This window comes from Pseudomonas sp. R3-56 (genome assembly GCF_051132075.1).
GTDB lineage: Bacteria > Pseudomonadota > Gammaproteobacteria > Pseudomonadales > Pseudomonadaceae > Aquipseudomonas.
The window spans coordinates 181,056-197,408 of sequence record NZ_CP071657.1 but is presented as its reverse complement, the minus strand read 5'-3'; the positions used below and the strand labels follow the sequence as shown (position 1 = coordinate 197,408).

Annotated in this window: 15 protein-coding genes; 6 read left to right on the top strand and 9 right to left on the bottom strand. The window is 61.6% G+C overall.

What is annotated here, in order from left to right; genetic code table 11:
- Nucleotides 1–76 precede the first annotated feature (76 nt).
- Together rep and J3P96_RS00910 are read left to right on the top strand one after the other, a co-directional pair.
- Nucleotides 77–2,086 carry a DNA helicase Rep gene (rep, locus tag J3P96_RS00915; RefSeq protein WP_305497937.1) on the top strand — a complete coding sequence of 670 codons (2,010 nt, stop codon included), beginning with the start codon at nucleotides 77–79 and terminating at the stop codon, nucleotides 2,084–2,086.
- 54 nt (nucleotides 2,087–2,140) lie between these two features.
- A complete protein-coding gene (locus J3P96_RS00910; RefSeq protein WP_003206836.1) occupies nucleotides 2,141–2,713 on the top strand; it encodes a xanthine phosphoribosyltransferase in 573 nt (190 codons plus the stop codon).
- Nucleotides 2,714–2,820: 107 nt separating this feature from the next.
- Here J3P96_RS00910 and J3P96_RS00905 read toward each other — a convergent pair whose 3' ends face one another.
- The 6 genes from J3P96_RS00905 to dadA all read right to left on the bottom strand — a co-directional run bounded on the left by J3P96_RS00905 (nucleotide 2,821) and on the right by dadA (nucleotide 8,967).
- Complete coding sequence (locus tag J3P96_RS00905; protein ID WP_434654735.1) at nucleotides 2,821–4,755, bottom strand: acetyl-CoA hydrolase/transferase C-terminal domain-containing protein; 1,935 nt, start codon at nucleotides 4,753–4,755, stop codon at nucleotides 2,821–2,823.
- Nucleotides 4,756–4,892: 137 nt separating this feature from the next.
- Nucleotides 4,893–5,306, bottom strand: coding sequence for a c-type cytochrome (locus J3P96_RS00900; protein ID WP_434574329.1), 414 nt, complete (start codon nucleotides 5,304–5,306; stop codon nucleotides 4,893–4,895).
- A 183-nt stretch (nucleotides 5,307–5,489) separates the two neighbouring features.
- Nucleotides 5,490–6,038, bottom strand: coding sequence for a cupin domain-containing protein (locus J3P96_RS00895; protein WP_030138196.1), 549 nt, complete (start codon nucleotides 6,036–6,038; stop codon nucleotides 5,490–5,492).
- Between the two features lie 128 nt (nucleotides 6,039–6,166).
- Complete coding sequence (gene alr, locus J3P96_RS00890; RefSeq protein WP_434654732.1) at nucleotides 6,167–7,240, bottom strand: alanine racemase; 1,074 nt, start codon at nucleotides 7,238–7,240, stop codon at nucleotides 6,167–6,169.
- A 97-nt stretch (nucleotides 7,241–7,337) separates the two neighbouring features.
- Complete coding sequence (locus J3P96_RS00885) at nucleotides 7,338–7,691, bottom strand: RidA family protein (RefSeq protein ID WP_434602243.1); 354 nt, start codon at nucleotides 7,689–7,691, stop codon at nucleotides 7,338–7,340.
- The gene (gene dadA / locus J3P96_RS00880; RefSeq protein WP_434627119.1) at nucleotides 7,663–8,967 is read right to left on the bottom strand and encodes a D-amino acid dehydrogenase; all 1,305 of its coding nucleotides are present in this window, start codon (nucleotides 8,965–8,967) and stop codon (nucleotides 7,663–7,665) included. The genes J3P96_RS00885 and dadA overlap by 29 nt, the downstream gene beginning before the upstream one ends.
- A gap of 155 nt (nucleotides 8,968–9,122) precedes the next feature.
- Between dadA and J3P96_RS00875 the strand changes: the two genes are divergently transcribed.
- A complete protein-coding gene (locus J3P96_RS00875) occupies nucleotides 9,123–9,611 on the top strand; it encodes an Lrp/AsnC ligand binding domain-containing protein (protein WP_003206849.1) in 489 nt (162 codons plus the stop codon).
- A 108-nt stretch (nucleotides 9,612–9,719) separates the two neighbouring features.
- Here the strand turns inward: J3P96_RS00875 and J3P96_RS00870 are convergent, their stop codons facing one another.
- Nucleotides 9,720–10,073 (bottom strand): YkgJ family cysteine cluster protein, encoded by a 354-nt coding sequence (locus J3P96_RS00870; protein ID WP_434570927.1) that lies wholly within the window; start codon nucleotides 10,071–10,073, stop codon nucleotides 9,720–9,722.
- A 145-nt stretch (nucleotides 10,074–10,218) separates the two neighbouring features.
- Here J3P96_RS00870 and J3P96_RS00865 point away from each other — a divergent pair, with 145 nt between their 5' ends.
- A complete protein-coding gene (locus J3P96_RS00865) occupies nucleotides 10,219–11,532 on the top strand; it encodes an NAD(P)/FAD-dependent oxidoreductase (protein WP_434654730.1) in 1,314 nt (437 codons plus the stop codon).
- Nucleotides 11,533–11,644: 112 nt separating this feature from the next.
- Here the strand turns inward: J3P96_RS00865 and J3P96_RS00860 are convergent, their stop codons facing one another.
- Nucleotides 11,645–11,890, bottom strand: coding sequence for a DUF1127 domain-containing protein (locus J3P96_RS00860; protein ID WP_305497928.1), 246 nt, complete (start codon nucleotides 11,888–11,890; stop codon nucleotides 11,645–11,647).
- A 177-nt stretch (nucleotides 11,891–12,067) separates the two neighbouring features.
- On the opposite strand from J3P96_RS00860, the gene J3P96_RS00855 reads away from it, so the two are divergent.
- On the top strand, nucleotides 12,068–13,501 hold the full coding sequence (locus J3P96_RS00855) for a PLP-dependent aminotransferase family protein (RefSeq protein ID WP_434627115.1): 1,434 nt from the start codon (nucleotides 12,068–12,070) through the stop codon (nucleotides 13,499–13,501).
- Nucleotides 13,502–13,563: 62 nt separating this feature from the next.
- The gene (locus J3P96_RS00850; RefSeq protein WP_434654727.1) at nucleotides 13,564–15,129 is read left to right on the top strand and encodes a phospholipase D family protein; all 1,566 of its coding nucleotides are present in this window, start codon (nucleotides 13,564–13,566) and stop codon (nucleotides 15,127–15,129) included.
- A gap of 39 nt (nucleotides 15,130–15,168) precedes the next feature.
- On the opposite strand, the gene J3P96_RS00845 is transcribed toward J3P96_RS00850, so the two are convergent.
- Nucleotides 15,169–16,311: an MFS transporter gene (locus tag J3P96_RS00845; RefSeq protein ID WP_434654724.1), complete on the bottom strand. Its 1,143-nt coding sequence runs from the start codon at nucleotides 16,309–16,311 to the stop codon at nucleotides 15,169–15,171.
- Nucleotides 16,312–16,353 lie beyond the last annotated feature (42 nt).

The window sequence follows — 16,353 nt, the reverse complement described above, 5'->3', positions numbered from 1 at the left end:
GTCGGACAGAGCAGCACAAATCTCAGAGCCTGTTAAAATGCCGGCCCATTTCGCAAACGACTCCCTGAACCCTGTCATGTCCCGACTCAATCCCCGGCAGCAAGAAGCCGTGAACTATGTCGGCGGCCCTCTTTTGGTGCTCGCCGGTGCAGGCTCCGGCAAGACCAGCGTGATCACCCGCAAGATCGCGCACCTGATCCAGAATTGCGGCATCCGCGCCCAGTACATCGTCGCGATGACCTTCACCAACAAGGCCGCGCGGGAAATGAAGGAACGGGTCGGCGGTCTGTTGCGCGCCGGCGAAGGCCGTGGCCTGACGGTCTGTACGTTCCACAACCTGGGCCTGAACATCATTCGCAAGGAACACGCGCGACTGGGCTACAAGCCGGGCTTCTCGATTTTCGACGAGACCGACGTCAAGGCCCTGATGACTGACATCATGCAGAAGGAATACTCGGGCGACGACGGCGTCGACGAGATCAAGAACATGATTGGCGCCTGGAAAAACGACCTGATCCTGCCGCCCGAAGCCCTGGAGAACGCCCGCAACCCCAAGGAACAGACCGCGGCCATCGTTTACGCCCACTACCAGCGCACCCTCAAGGCCTTCAACGCGGTGGACTTCGACGACCTGATCCTGCTGCCGGTCAAGCTGTTCCAGGACCACGCCGACATCCTTGAGAAATGGCAGAACAAAGTCCGTTACCTATTGGTGGACGAATACCAGGACACCAACGCCAGCCAGTATCTGCTGGTGAAACTGCTGATCGGCAAACGCAACCAGTTCACCGTGGTCGGCGACGATGACCAATCGATCTACGCCTGGCGCGGCGCGCGGCCGGAAAACCTGATGTTGCTCAAGGAAGACTACCCATCGCTCAAGGTGGTGATGCTGGAGCAGAACTATCGCTCCACCAGCCGCATCCTGCGCTGCGCCAACGTGCTGATCTCCAACAACCCCCACGAATTCGAAAAGCAGCTGTGGAGCGAAATGGGTCACGGCGACGAGATCCGTGTGATCCGTTGCCGCAACGAAGACGCCGAAGCCGAGCGCGTGGCCATGGAAATCCTCAGCCTGCACCTGCGCACCGACCGGCCCTACAGCGATTTTGCGATCCTCTATCGCGGCAACTACCAGGCCAAGCTGATCGAGCTGAAGTTGCAGCATCACCAGATCCCCTATCGTCTGTCGGGGGGCAACAGCTTCTTCGGACGCCAGGAAGTGAAGGATCTGATGGCCTACTTCCGCCTGATCGTGAACCCGGACGACGATAACGCCTTCTTGCGGGTGATCAACGTGCCACGCCGGGAAATCGGTTCGACCACCCTGGAAAAACTCGGCAACTACGCCACCGAGCGCAAGATCTCGATGTACGCCGCCACCGATGAAATCGGCTTGGGCGAGCACCTGGACAGCCGCTTCACCGATCGCCTGGCGCGCTTCAAACGCTTCATGGACAAGGTCCGCGAGCAGTGTGCCGGCGAAGACCCGATCGCGGCGCTGCGCAGCATGGTCATGGACATCGACTATGAAAACTGGCTGCGCACCAACAGTTCCAGCGACAAGGCCGCCGACTACCGCATGGGCAATGTCTGGTTCCTGATCGAAGCGCTGAAAAACACCTTGGAAAAGGACGAAGACGGCGACATGACCGTCGAGGACGCCATCGGCAAGCTCGTTTTGCGGGATATGCTCGAGCGGCAGCAGGAAGAGGAAGAAGGCGCCGAAGGCGTGCAGATGATGACGCTGCACGCCTCCAAGGGCCTGGAATTTCCCTACGTGTTCATCATGGGCATGGAAGAGGAAATCCTCCCGCACCGCTCCAGCATCGAAGCCGACACCATTGAAGAAGAACGGCGCCTGGCCTACGTCGGGATTACCCGGGCGCGCCAGACGCTGGCCTTCACCTTCGCCGCCAAGCGCAAGCAGTACGGCGAAGTGATCGACTGCGCCCCGAGCCGTTTTCTCGATGAACTGCCGCCGGACGACTTGGCCTGGGAGGGCAATGACGACACGCCGACGGAAGTCAAAGCCGTTCGCGGCAACAGCGCCCTGGCGGATATACGCGCGATGTTGAAGCGCTAGAATCGATTATTTTTCACTGACTTCAGGCGCCGACGCGTCATCAGAGGAGGCTTCATGGAAGCCCTGCACCAGAAAATTCGTGAACAAGGCATCGTGCTTTCCGATCAGGTCCTGAAGGTTGATGCGTTCCTCAACCACCAGATCGACCCGCAGTTGATGAAGCTGATCGGCGACGAATTCGCCGCGCTGTTCAAGGATTCGGGCATCACCAAGATCGTCACCATCGAGGCCTCGGGCATCGCCCCGGCGATCATGACCGGGCTGAACCTTGGCGTGCCGGTGATCTTCGCGCGCAAACAGCAGTCGCTGACCCTGACGGAGAACCTGTTGTCCGCCACCGTGTATTCGTTCACCAAGAAGACCGAAAGCACCGTCGCCATCAGCCCGCGCCACCTGACCAGCAGCGACCGAGTGCTGATCATCGATGACTTCCTGGCCAACGGCAAAGCCTCCCAGGCGCTGATTTCCATCATCAAGCAGGCCGGCGCTACCGTGGCCGGGCTGGGCATCGTGATCGAGAAATCCTTCCAGGGTGGCCGCGCTGAGCTGGATGCCCAGGGCTACCGCGTCGAGTCGTTGGCGCGGGTGAAATCGCTGGCGGGCGGGGTTGTGACCTTCATCGACTGATCTCCCATACCCCTGTGGGAGCGAGCTTGCTCGCGATATCGGTCTGTCAGACACATTTTATTTAGCAGATACACCGCCATCGCGAGCAAGCTCGCTCCCACAGGGGGTCAGGTTGCTGTTTGTTGCACAGTCGCCTTGAGCCCGGCCAGCAACAACCGCTGGGCCAACTCTTCCTTCAGCCCCTCCGGGCTCGTCAGCTGCATCCGTTCCAGATGCCCGGCAAACTCCCAGGGCTCCGGTGCATCCAGCGCGGCCTTGCCCAACTCCAGGATCTCGGTGAGCTTGAATTTGCTCTTGAGCCAGTTCAGCGCTCGCAGCAGATCCCGCTCCAGCCCATCGAAATCGCAGCCCAACGGATACTCCGGGAACAGATTGGGATGCCGCGCCTGGATCGCCTGCAAACGCTCCGACGTGTTGTCGGCGAAACGTGGGTCGAGACGGAAATCCTTCGGCAATTTGCCGGCGCTCTGGGCCTGCTCGATCAGCCCCGGCTGAAAGCGTGAATCGCTGATGTTGAGCAATGCCTCGATCACCGCCGCGTCGGTCTTGCCGCGCAGGTCGGCAATGCCGTATTCGGTCACGACAATGTCCCGCAGGTGCCGGGGAATCGTGCAATGACCGTATTCCCAGACGATATTGGAGCTGACCACGCCGCCTGACTCGCGCCAACTGCGCAGCAGCAGGATCGAGCGCGCCCCTTCCAGCGCATGCCCCTGGGCAACAAAGTTGTATTGCCCACCCACACCGCTGAGCACCCGCCCGTCTTCCAACTGGTCAGCCACCCCGGCGCCGAGCAACGTCATGGTGAACACCGTGTTGATGAACCGCGCATCAAGCCGCTGCAGGCGCTTGAGTTGTTCCTGGCCGTACAGCTCGTTGATGTAGCTGATGCGCGTCATGTTGAATTCGAAGCGGCGGTTCTGCGGCAATTCGCGCAGGCGCTCGTAGAAGCTGCCCGGGCCGAGGAAGAACCCGCCATGAATGCAAATGCCGTCGGGTTGCGCCGCCTCGTCGAGTGTCCCGGCGTTCGCCTGCTCCTGGGTCGGCTCATCGGGATAGACCTTGCGCCGGATAATCCCGGCCTCCGCAAGCACCAGCAAACCGTTGACGAACATTTCGCTGCAACCGTACAGCCCTTTGGCAAACGGCTCGGTCCCGCCTTCACGCTCGATCAACTGCGCCCACTGGCTGAGATTCAGGTCCGCCAGCAACGCCTGGTAACCGGCGTTATCGGCCTGGCGCGCCAACAGCGCCGCCGTCAACGCATCGCCCATGGAGCCGATGCCGATCTGCAATGTACCGCCGTCACGCACCAGGGTACTGGCATGCAGGCCGATCAAGTGGTCCTGGAACCCCACCGGCATGTTCGGCGTGGAGAACAGCGTGTGGCTGTCCTTCTCGTCGATCAGCAGGTCGAAAGCGTCAATGCCGATTTCCGCATCACCGGGCATGTAGGGCAATTCGCTGTGGACCTGCCCAACCATGAGAACGGTCTCCCCCGCCTCGCGTCGCCTGGCAATCATCGGCAACAGGTCCAGGGTGATGTCCGGGTTGCAGCTCAGGCTCAGGCGATCCGGATGTTCCGGGTCGCTCGCCACCAGTTGCGCGATCAGGTTCAAACCGGCCGCGTTGATGTCCCGCGCCGCGTGGCTGTAGTTGCTGCTGACGTAGTCCTGCTGCGCCGCTGCACTGTGCAGCAGGCTGCCGGGCTGCATGAAGAACTGCTGCACGCGGATGTTTGCCGGCAGGCTGTCGCGCTGCAGATCGGCAAGGTAATCGAGTTCGGGATAGTCGCCGAAGACCCGTTCGACGAAGGGCTCGAGGAAACGCTTCTGCAAACCGTCGCCCAGGCTCGGTCGACCCAGGCTCAACGCCGTGTAGATAGTCAGCTGCCGCTCGGGCAGTTGGGCGATGCGCCGGTACAGCGCGTTGGCGAACAGGTTGGGCTTGCCCAGCCCCAATGGCATGCCCAGGTGGATATGCGCGGGCAAGCGCTCGAGCACGTCATCCACTGCCTGTTCGATTGAACACAACTGCACCATCCGACCCTCCGGGACATTCCTTGAATGTGGGTTGGACCGAGCTTGCCGGGTCTTGGTTGCGATGAACAGCCCTGGGAAAAATTCCAGGCGCAAAAAAGCCGCTCGAAAGCGGCTTTTTCGTGAAAGATGCTGGCGAATTACAGGCCGGACATCTCTTTGATGGCGCCCTTGAGCTCATCATCGGAGCAGTCGGCGCAAGTGCCTTTGGGCGGCATGGCGTTTACGCCAGTAATAGCCTTGGCCAGGATGCCGTCGAGGCCGCCCTGGTGATCGGCGCGCTCTTTCCAGGCAGCCTTGTCACCGATTTTCGGAGCGCCCAGCAGGCCGGTGCCGTGGCAGGCGTTGCAATGCTTGGCAATGACGTCTTTGGGTGCCTTGGCACCGCCTGCGCCGCCGGCTGCAGTGGCCACTTCCATGCCTTTGCATTCCTTGCCCTGAACACAAACCTGGCCAACGGGTTCAAGGCGCTTGGCGATTTCGTCGTTCGGCGCCGCTTGAGCGCTCGCAGCCCATAGGGCCAATACGGTTGCTGGTGCAGCCAGCATTTTCATAATTAGGTTCACGCGTACACCCTCAATGGTGGCTAGTCACGCCTGCGGCCACGGTTTGCAGGCGGGCGCAAGTATAGCGGTAAGCCTGTCACTCTGAAACAACCCCAAAGTCACAAGGGTCTTGTTTGCCATGACAGCCCAACATGCGGGCGCCTGTGGCGTGCGGGCCTGGCGCCTCTTGGTCTAGAAATTCGCCGGAGTGGCTGCGCTGATCAGTCGCGCCGGCACGTCGAACGGATTGCGGAAACGATGTGGCTTGGTACTTTCAAAATAGTAGCTGTCGCCGGCCTCGAGCACGAAGGTTTCTGCGCCCACCACCAGTTCCAGTCGCCCTTCCACCAGGATCCCGGTTTCCTCGCCCTCGTGGGTGAGCATTTCGTCACCGGTGTCGGCGCCAGGCGGATAGATTTCGTTCAGGAAGGCGATCGCCCGGCTCGGATGCGCCCGGCCCACCAGTTTCATGGTCACGGCGCCGTCGGAGATGTCGATCAGTTCGTTGGCTTTATAGACGATCTGGGTCGGTTTCTCCTGGAGGATCTCTTCGGAGAAAAACTCGACCATGGACATGGGAATCCCGCCAAGGACCTTGCGCAGCGAGCTGATCGAGGGGCTCACGCTGTTTTTCTCGATCATTGAAATAGTGCTGTTGGTGACGCCCGCGCGCTTGGCGAGTTCACGCTGGGAAAGGCCTTTGAGTTTACGAATGGATTGCAGTCGTTCACCGACGTCCAATGCTGGAGCCTCCAGGGAATCAGGTTGTGTGGAAAGTGAGCGTTATCATGGCGACAGCGTTCAGTATTTACAACACTTTGACCCGAATCCTGTGCTGTGAAGCGACTTCCGGTAGGCGGCGCCTGGTCTCAGGTCCCGGAATAGAGCCGTGGGACACGTCGCAGGTTGCAGAAGATCTGGTAAGGAATCGTGTCGGCGGCCTGCGCCACATCACTGGCGAGAATGTTCTTGCCCCAGAGTTCGACGGTCGAGCCGAGCCCGGCCTGGGGAATATGGCTCAGGTCGACACACAGCATGTCCATCGAGACCCGCCCGACCAGCTGGCTGCGCTGACCATCCACCAGCACCGGCGTACCGTTGGGCGCCTGGCGCGGGTAACCGTCGGCATACCCCATGGCGACCACGCCGACCCGGGTCGGCTGGGCGGTAACGAAACGAGCGCCGTAGCCCACCGGTTCGCCGGCGGGAAGCTCGCGCACGCTGATGATCTTCGACTCCAACGTCATCACCGGTTGCAGGCGCGAAGCCACGGCATTGGCCTCGTCGAACGGTGTCGCGCCGTACAACATGATGCCCGGCCGCACCCAATCGCTCGGTATCTGCGGCCAACCCAGCACCGCCGGCGAGTTGCGCAAACTGACCTCGGCCATCAGGCCTTGGCGGGCCTGATCGAATACCGCCAATTGTTGCAGACTGCTGGGGTCGTGCAATTCGTCGGCGCGGGCGAAGTGGCTCATCAAGACGATTTTTGCCACGTTGCCACTGGCCAGCAGGCGACGGTAAGCCGACTGGTAGTCGGCCGGATGCAAACCGACCCGATGCATGCCCGAGTCGAGCTTGAGCCAGACCGTGATCGGCTTGCCCAGCGTCGCGCGCTCTATCGCTTCTAGCTGCCACAACGCATGCACGACACACCAGAAGTCGTGCTCCACGATCAATGCCAGCTCATCGGCCTCGAAGAACCCTTCCAGCAACAGGATCGGCCCACGTATACCACCGGCCCGCAGTTCCAGGGCCTCTTCAATGCAGGCCACGGCGAACCCATCCGCCGTCTCCTGCAAAGCCTCGGCGCAGCGCACCGCGCCATGCCCGTAGGCGTCGGCCTTGATTACTGCAAGGGCCTTGGCCCCGGTGACTTCACGGGCCAGTTGGTAGTTGTGACGCAGGGCTTGGAGATCGATAAGGGCACGGGCAGGACGCATGGCGGCAGGCTTCTAGGCGGTCATGGGTAAGAAAACCGGCGACGGCTGACGGCATCAGCCATCAACGGCGCCGGGAGAGGGAGCTTTTCGACAGTTGTCAGGGCAGCGCGGCCACCACGGACAGCTCGACCAAGATCTGCGGTTCGCACAACTTGGCCTCGACAGTGGCGCGGGCCGGGGCGACGCCCTTGGGCAGCCATTTGTCCCACACCGCATTCATGCCTTGAAAATGGGCGTCGATGTCCTTCAGGTAGATCGTCACCGAAAGCAGGCGGCTCTTGTCGGTCCCGGCCAGGTCCAGCAGACGCTCGATATTGGCCAAGGTCTCGCGGGTCTGCTGCTCGATGCCGGCGCTCATGTCGTCGCCGACCTGTCCGGCCAGGTAAACGGTGCCGTTGTGCACAACGACCTGACTCATGCGGTCATTGGTGAGCTGGCGCTGGATTGCCATGTTTAGCGGACTCCTGAGGTTTGCTGCCATAACGGGAAATATCGAGGCCTTCGGCGCTGATCTGCGGCTTTTTCTTCGCCATCAGGTCCGCCAGAAGGCGACCGGAACCACAGGCCATGGTCCACCCGAGGGTGCCGTGGCCGGTATTGAGGAACAGATTCTTGAACGGCGTGGCGCCGACTATCGGCGTGCCGTCCGGGGTGGTCGGGCGCAGGCCGGTCCAGAAACTGGCCTGGGCCAGGTCGCCGCCCTGAGGATAAAGGTCGTTGACGATCATCTCCAGGGTTTCACGCCGACGCGGGTTGAGCGAGAGGTCAAAACCGGCGATTTCCGCCATGCCGCCGACGCGAATCCGGTTGTCGAACCGGGTGATCGCAACCTTGTAGGTTTCGTCGAGGATGGTCGAGGTCGGCGCCATCGCCGCATTGGTGATCGGCACGGTCAGGGAATAGCCCTTGAGTGGATACACCGGCGCGCGGATACCCAGAGGCTTGAGCAGTTGCGGTGAGTAGCTGCCCAAGGCCAGGACGTAACGGTCGGCGGTTTCGAGCTTGCCGTCGATCCAGACGCCATTGATGCGATCCCCGGCAAAATCCAGGCGCTCGATGTTCTGGTCGAAGCGAAATTGTACGCCGAGCTTCACGGCCATTTCCGCCAGGCGCGTGGTAAACATCTGGCAATCGCCGGTCTGGTCATTGGGCAGGCGCAGCGCACCGGCCAGAATGTCGGTGACATTGGCCAGGGCCGGTTCGACCCGGGCGATGCCTTCGCGATCGAGCACTTCAAACGGCACGCCCGACTCCTTGAGCACGGCGATGTCCTTGGCCGCGCCATCGAGCTGGGCCTGGGTGCGGAACAATTGGGTAGTCCCCAGGCTGCGACCTTCGTAGGCAATGCCGGTTTCGGCGCGCAATTCGTCGAGGCAGTCACGGCTGTACTCGGACAGGCGGACCATGCGCTCCTTGTTGATCGCGTAGCGGCTGGCGGTGCAGTTGCGCAGCATCTGCGCCATCCACAGGTACTGGTCGATGTCGGCGGTGGCCTTGATTGCCAGCGGCGCGTGACGCTGCAGCAGCCACTTGATGGCCTTGAGTGGCACACCCGGCGCAGCCCACGGCGAGGCGTAGCCCGGCGATACCTGGCCAGCGTTGGCGAAGCTGGTTTCCATGGCTGGTGCCGGCTGACGGTCGACCACCACCACTTCAAACCCGGCACGTGCCAGATAGTAAGCACTGACGGTACCGATGACGCCGCTACCCAAGACCAAGACGCGCATGTTGAAACCCTCATCGCGGATAACCGCTGACGTTTGTTATACAAAGCTTAGATGCGCGCAGTGTAAAAAAGATCAGCCAGTGCTTTTCACTATATAAATGCCTATATTTGGCGAGAATTCTCGGCAAAAACCCTTTTCACGGAGGCGCATCACCTGTGCGTACCAATACCCAGACCAAACGCGAGCTGGACAAGATCGACCGCAACATCCTGCGCATCCTCCAGGCCGACGGGCGAATTTCTTTCACCGAGCTGGGGGAAAAGGTCGGGCTTTCCACCACGCCTTGCACCGAGCGGGTGCGACGGCTGGAGCGCGAGGGGATCATCATGGGCTACAACGCCCGGCTCAATCCGCAGCACTTGAAGGGCAGCCTGCTGGTGTTCGTCGAAATCAGCCTCGACTATAAATCCGGCGACACGTTCGAAGAGTTCCGACGTGCCGTGCTGAAGTTGCCTCACGTACTGGAATGCCACCTGGTGTCGGGGGATTTCGACTATCTGGTGAAGGCGCGAATTTCCGAGATGGCCTCGTACCGCAAGCTGCTGGGCGACATCCTGCTCAAGCTGCCCCACGTTCGTGAGTCCAAGAGCTACATCGTGATGGAGGAAGTGAAGGAGAGCCTGAACCTGCCGATTCCGGATTGAGCCCGGCTCCAGAACGCTTTCGCGAGCAGGCTCGCTCCCACGCAGGTAGGTGGCGAGCTTGTGGGAGCGAGCCTGTTCGCGAAAGCCGCGACTCGGTATCCCAGACCGCTAGACCAACACCTGCCGAGTGCTGGCCATGTATGCATGAATCTGCTTCTCGACCCGCGGATGAATCAGCTCAACCGGCCGCCGCCCATTAGGGCATGGCAAGGTCGCGGTGGTGCCGAATAACCGGCAGATCAGCGGCCTTTCATCATAGACCGTGCAACCGTTCGGCCCCAGGTGCACGCAATCGAGCGCCTCCAGGGCCGCGTCCTGTTCGGCGCGGCTCTTGCGTGGCAAACGAGCCATTTCTTCGGGCGAGGTGGTCACCGGACCACAGCAGTCATGACAGCCCGGTACGCACTCGAACGTAGGAATCTGCTGACGTAGCGTGCGGATTTTTTGACTGTTGCAGCTCATCGAGGCCATACCGAATCGGGACAGCTGAGGATTCTGCCTTAAAAGCCCCATGCCAGACAGCGCCAGCCGACCAGTGTTGCCGACTGAGGAAAGCCCGGCTTATGCTCCGTAAAATTTCTCAAACACAACAATCAGGATTACGCACATGAACGCCCGTGTTCAGCAACCTGTCCCGAGCCACGCGCACGCCGCCTCCTACTACGCCGCCAGCAGCCTGCCGCAGCCGGACCATCCGGTGCTGCAAGGCGAGTTGGTGGCGGATGTCTGCGTGGTGGGCGGCGGGTTCTCCGGGCTGAACACAGCCATCGAGCTGGCCGAGCGCGGCCTGAGTGTGGTGCTGCTCGAGGCGCATAAGATCGGTTGGGGCGCCAGCGGGCGGAACGGCGGCCAACTGATTCGCGGCGTGGGCCATGGTCTCGATCAGTTTGCGCCAATCGTGGGCACCGACGGCGTGCGTCAGATGAAATTGATGGGGCTCGAAGCGGTGGAAATCGTCCGCCAGCGGGTCGATCGTTTTCAGATTCCTTGCGACCTCACCTGGGGCTACTGCGACCTCGCCAACAAACCCGCCGATCTTCAGGGTTTCGCCGAGGATGCCGAAGAACTCCGCAGTCTGGGCTATCGCTACGAGACGCGACTGCTGCAAGCCGATGAAATGCACAGCGTGGTGGGCTCGGATCGCTATGTCGGTGGCCTGATCGACATGGGCTCGGGCCACCTGCATCCGCTCAACTTGGCGTTGGGAGAGGCGGCCGCAGCGCAGCAACTGGGGGTCCGGCTGTTCGAACGATCGGCGGTGATACGCATCGACTGCGGGCCACAGGTAAAAGTACACACCCAACAAGGCTCGGTCCGCGCCACGACACTGGTGCTGGGCTGCAATGCCTACCTCAACGGCCTGAACCAGGAGCTGAGCGGCAAAGTGCTGCCCGCTGGCAGCTATATCATTGCCACCGAACCGCTGAGCGAAGCGCAGGCAAACGCGCTTTTGCCACAGAACATGGCGGTTTGTGACCAGCGGGTGGCGCTGGATTATTACCGGCTTTCGGCAGATCGACGTTTGTTGTTTGGCGGGGCTTGTCACTATTCCGGCCGAGACCCGCAAGACATCGGCGCGTACATGCGGCCGAAAATGCTCAAGGTCTTCCCGCAACTGGCAGACGTGAAGATCGATTATCAATGGGGCGGGATGATCGGCATCGGCGCCAACCGCCTGCCGCAGATCGGTCGGCTCAAGGATCAGCCCAACGTGTATTACGCCCAGGCCTATTCCGGTCACGGGGTGAATGCCACGCACTTGGCCGGCAAGTTGTTGGCCGAGGCTATCAGCGGCCAGCAGGGCGGTGGGTTCGACCTGTTTGCCAAGGTACCGCACATGACATTCCCGGGCGGCAAGCATTTGCGCTCACCGCTGTTGGCGCTGGGGATGTTGTGGCACCGGTTGAAAGAATTGATCTGACCGTGGCGAGGGAGCTTGCTCCCGCTGGGTTGCGTAGCAGCCTGAGATCCTGCGGTCGCTGCGCAACCGAGCGGGAGCAAGCTCCCTCGCCACAGGTTTATGTGATATCGCTTCAAAGCCGCCAGAACGGCTTCAACCCTTCCGCCCGGGCCTGCTCCCGGCTCAGGCCGATATCGCGCAACTGTTCGGTTGTCAGCTCCAACAAGGCCTTGCGTGTATGCAGACGATGCCAGAACAGGCCCCAGCGGCTCAAGCCGGACGGGGCATTGCGCAGCATGGCATCACGCAGCCCCTTTTCCTGCCCCGCCGCCAGTTCCTGACTGTGTAACGTCAGCCGTACATCGCTCAAGCCGTTCATTTTGATCGCTCCTGTTTACTTGGGTAGCCAGAGCTTTCATGATGCGCGGGCGGCCAGATTCAATACAGATTCAACCAATACCTTTTATAGCCATACAGATTGAGCGTTTCGGGCACTGAATTATAATTTTGCGGCTCATCTGTATCGGTTGGCGTTTTCATCTCATCGGGATGCACCATGACTCTTTACGTGAACCTCGCCGAATTGCTCGGCACTCGCATCGAACAGGGCTTCTACCGCCCCGGCGACCGGCTGCCGTCGGTGCGTGCCTTGAGCACCGAACACGGGGTCAGCCTGAGTACCGTGCAGCAGGCCTATCGCGTCCTGGAAGACAGCGGACTGGCGATGCCGAAACCCAAGTCCGGCTATTTCGTCCCGGTCAGCCGCGAGCTGCCGGACCTGCCAGCGGTTGGCCGTCCGGCCCAGCGCCCGGTGGACATCTCCCAATGGGACCAGGTGCTGGAGCTGATACGCGCGGTGCCGCGCAAGGATGTCGTACAGTTGGGCCGCGGCATGCCGGATATCCATTCACCGACCATGAAACCGTTGTTGCGCAGCCTGGCGCAGATCAGCCGGCGCCAAGACATGCCCGGCCTGTACTACGACAATATCTACGGCAACCTCGAACTGCGTGAGCAGATCGCCCGGCTGTCCCTGGACTCGGGCTGCCAACTCGGCGCCAGCGACCTGATCGTCACCACCGGTTGCCACGAGGCGTTGTCGGTCAGCATCCGCGCCACCTGCGAGCAGGGCGACATCGTTGCGGTGGACTCCCCCAGCTTCCACGGTGCCATGCAGACGCTGAAGGGCCTGGGCATGAAGGCTTTGGAAATACCCACCGATCCGCTCACCGGCATCAGCCTGGAAGCGCTGGAACTGGCACTGGAGCAATGGCCGATCAAGGCCATACAGTTGACCCCCAGCTGCAACAACCCGCTGGGCTACATCATGCCGGAGGCCAACAAGCGCGCTTTGCTGACCCTGGCGCAGCGCTTCGATGTGGCGATTATCGAAGACGATGTGTATGGGGAACTGGCCTACACCTATCCGCGTCCTCGCACCATCAAGTCCTTCGACGACGATGGTCGCGTCCTGCTCTGCAGTTCTTTTTCCAAGACCCTTGCCCCTGGCCTTCGGGTCGGCTGGGTAGCGCCGGGGCGCTATCTGGAACGGGTGCTGCACATGAAATACATCAGCACCGGCTCGACCGCGCCGCAACCCCAGATAGCCATCGCGGAGTTTCTCAAAGGCGGGCATTTCGAACCACATTTGCGGCGGATGCGCAGCCAATACCAGCGCAATCGTGACGTGATGATTGATTGGGTCAGCCGTTATTTCCCGGTAGGTACCCGCGCCAGCCGTCCCCGCGGCAGCTTCATGCTGTGGGTCGAATTGCCCGAGGGCTTTGACACATTGAAGCTCAACCGGATGCTGCACGACCAAGGCGTGCAGATCGCCGTCGGCAGTATCTTTTCGGCCTCGGGCAAATATCGCAATTGCCTGCGCATGAACTACGCTGCCAAGCCAACGGCACAGATCGAGGATGCGGTGCGCAAGGTCGGTGCCGTGGCTATAGCGTTGTTGAACGAAACCCAGCGAGACACCGTCTGACCGTGTAGGCAGGGAAGCAGCACCCAACAGCCGACCCACGCTAACAATCGGAACGAGCCTACGTGAGATCCAGACCGATCCTGCACGCGCTAATGCTAGTCGCCTCGCTGTTGGGCGGCTGCGCCAGTCTTGATGTCACCCGCGAACCCTCCCAGGCGTTGCCGGCCTCCGACTCAGCGTTCGGCCGCTCGGTGGCGCAACAGGCCGCCCCGCACGAGGGCCGCTCAGGCTTTCGCCTGCTGTCCGACAGTACCGAAGCCTTCACCGCCCGGGCCGAGCTGATTCGCAACGCTCAAAGCAGCCTGGATTTGCAGTACTACATCGTTCATGACGGCATCAGCACGCGCATGCTGGTCGACGAACTGCTGAAGGCAGCGGACCGTGGGGTGCGCGTGCGGATCCTGCTTGACGACACCACCAGCGATGGCCAGGAGCAAGTCATTGCGACCCTGGCCGCGCACCCGAACATCCAGATTCGCCTGTTCAACCCGTTGCATCTTGGCCGCGCCACCGGCGTGACCCGCAGCCTGGGGCGCCTGTTCAATCTGTCGCTGCAGCATCGTCGGATGCACAACAAACTCTGGCTGGCGGACAACAGCATGGCCATCGTCGGCGGCCGCAATCTCGGCGACGAATATTTCGATGCCGAACCCAACCTTAACTTCACCGACATCGACCTGCTCAGCGTCGGCCCGGTGGCCGAGCAATTGGGGCACAGCTTCGACCAATACTGGAACAGCGCGCTGAGCAAACCGATCGAACAATTCCTTTCCCATCGACCGACCCCCAGGGACCTGGAGAACAGCCGCTTGCGCCTGCAAGCTTCGCTTGAGCAGACGCACAAGGAAAACCAGACGCTCTACCAGCAACTGACCGCCTACAAGACCCAGCCGCGCCTGGACATCTGGCGCGGACAGTTGATCTGGGCCTGGAACCAGGCGCTGTGGGATGCGCCTAGCAAGGTACTGGCCAAGGATGAGCCAGACCCTCGATTGCTGCTGACGACACAACTGGGGCCGGAGCTGACCGGCGTCAGCAAGGAACTGATCATGATCTCCGCCTACTTCGTGCCCGGACAGCCAGGGCTGGTATACCTGACCAGCCGTGCCGATGCCGGTGTCTCCGTGAGCCTCTTGACCAATTCGCTGGAAGCCACCGATGTGCCGGCGGTGCACGGCGGCTACGCGCCGTATCGCAAGGCCTTGCTGCAGCATGGCGTACGACTGTTCGAGTTGCGCCGCCAACCCGGCGACAGCGGCGGCAGCCCGCATCTGTTCTACAGCAAGTCTTATGGCGAATCGGACTCCAGCCTGCACAGCAAGGCAATCATCTTCGATCAGCAGAAGTCATTCATCGGCTCGTTCAATTTCGATCCTCGCTCAGTGCTTTGGAACACCGAGGTCGGCGTACTGGTAGACAGCCCGGAACTCGCCGGCCAGGTTCGGGAGCTGGCTTTGCAGGGCATGGCCCCGACCCTGAGTTATCAGGCCCGCCTGGAAGATGAAAGACTGGTCTGGACCACCGAAGACAACGGCAAGCTGCACGACCTGGATCGCGAACCGGGCAGCTGGTGGCGCCGCTTCAATGCCTGGTTCGCCACGACGATCGGGTTGGAGCGGATGCTTTAGAATCTGGACACTTTGGAGCCACAGGGTATCTGGATGTGCTCAAGCGGTTTGTGTCGCGCCGAACGCCCCTTGGCGCAACAACAGAATGACCAGGCCGAACGCCCCCGCCGCCATGAACAACGGCAGCGCATGGCCGCTGACCCACTGGCTGCCCGCCCCCGCCGCCAGCGGCCCGACCAGGCAACCGATCCCCCACAGCTGCGCAACATGGGCGTTGGCCCGCACCAGCGCATCGTCGCGGTAGCGCTCGCCGATCAGGATCAGCGACAAGGTAAACAGCCCACCCGCGCTGGCGCCAAACAGCACCCACAGCGGCCAGATCAACAAGGTATCGATCAGCAGCGGCACCGCGAGGCTGGACAACATCAGTGCCACCGCGCAGCCGGTGAACAGCGACCGGCGCGACAGGCGATCGGCCAGGGCGCCAATGGGTAGCTGCAACAGGGCGTCGCCGACCACCACCGTGCTGACCATCGCCAGCGCAATATCGGCACTGAAGCCCTGGCGCAGGCAATAGACCGGGAGCAGCGTCAGGATCATCGCCTCGAATGCGGCGAACAACGACACCGCCCAACCGATTGCCGGCAGGCCCCGGCAAAATTCCCACAAATCGCCGAAGGTAACGCTGCCCGCCTCACTGGCAGGCGCACCGCAGCGGCCAAGCAACAACAACGGGGCGGTCAATAGCAGCCCGACACCCACCCAGAACCCGTAGTCATGATCGGTCCCCAGCGCACCGAGCAGCAGCGGGCCGGACAATTGGCTCAAGGCATAGCTGGCCCCGTACAGCGCCACCAACCGCCCGCGCCATTGCTCGATGACCAGCTGGTTGATCCAGCTCTCGCCGAGAATGAACACCAATGTCAGGACGACTCCGATCAACAGCCGCAAGAGCAGCCAGACCGGATAGCTGGGCAACAACGCCAACAACCCGATGGACACAGCCCCGCCCCACAGGCACAGGCGCATCAGCGCCGCCGTACCGAAATGCGCCGCCAGCCGGCTCGAAACCTTGGCCCCGACCAGTACGCCAACGGCTGGCATCGCCGCCATGACGCCAATGGCAAACGAGCCATAACCCCAGCCCTCCAGGCGCAGCGACACCAGGGGCATGCTTACGCCGAGGGCAAGGCCGACGCTCAGGACAGAGGCCAACACGGCGAAATAGGTCGCCCAACGCATTTCCACGCTCCTGTGGCTAACTATCGACTCCAGGCATCACCA

Excerpts from the sequence above, each read along its gene's own strand:
- J3P96_RS00885 (WP_434602243.1), bottom strand. The coding sequence starts at position 7,691 with ATGGCAATCCAGCGCCAGCTCACCAATGACCGCATGAGTCAGGTCGTT.
- rep (WP_305497937.1), top strand. The coding sequence starts at position 77 with ATGTCCCGACTCAATCCCCGGCAGCAAGAAGCCGTGAACTATGTCGGC.
- J3P96_RS00845 (WP_434654724.1), bottom strand. The coding sequence starts at position 16,311 with ATGCGTTGGGCGACCTATTTCGCCGTGTTGGCCTCTGTCCTGAGCGTC.
- dadA (WP_434627119.1), bottom strand. The coding sequence starts at position 8,967 with ATGCGCGTCTTGGTCTTGGGTAGCGGCGTCATCGGTACCGTCAGTGCT.
- J3P96_RS00860 (WP_305497928.1), bottom strand. The coding sequence starts at position 11,890 with ATGAACGGCTTGAGCGATGTACGGCTGACGTTACACAGTCAGGAACTG.
- J3P96_RS00865 (WP_434654730.1), top strand. The coding sequence starts at position 10,219 with ATGAACGCCCGTGTTCAGCAACCTGTCCCGAGCCACGCGCACGCCGCC.
- J3P96_RS00905 (WP_434654735.1), bottom strand. The coding sequence starts at position 4,755 with ATGGTGCAGTTGTGTTCAATCGAACAGGCAGTGGATGACGTGCTCGAG.
- J3P96_RS00855 (WP_434627115.1), top strand. The coding sequence starts at position 12,068 with ATGACTCTTTACGTGAACCTCGCCGAATTGCTCGGCACTCGCATCGAA.
- J3P96_RS00870 (WP_434570927.1), bottom strand. The coding sequence starts at position 10,073 with ATGAGCTGCAACAGTCAAAAAATCCGCACGCTACGTCAGCAGATTCCT.
- J3P96_RS00900 (WP_434574329.1), bottom strand. The coding sequence starts at position 5,306 with ATGAAAATGCTGGCTGCACCAGCAACCGTATTGGCCCTATGGGCTGCG.
- J3P96_RS00910 (WP_003206836.1), top strand. The coding sequence starts at position 2,141 with ATGGAAGCCCTGCACCAGAAAATTCGTGAACAAGGCATCGTGCTTTCC.
- alr (WP_434654732.1), bottom strand. The coding sequence starts at position 7,240 with ATGCGTCCTGCCCGTGCCCTTATCGATCTCCAAGCCCTGCGTCACAAC.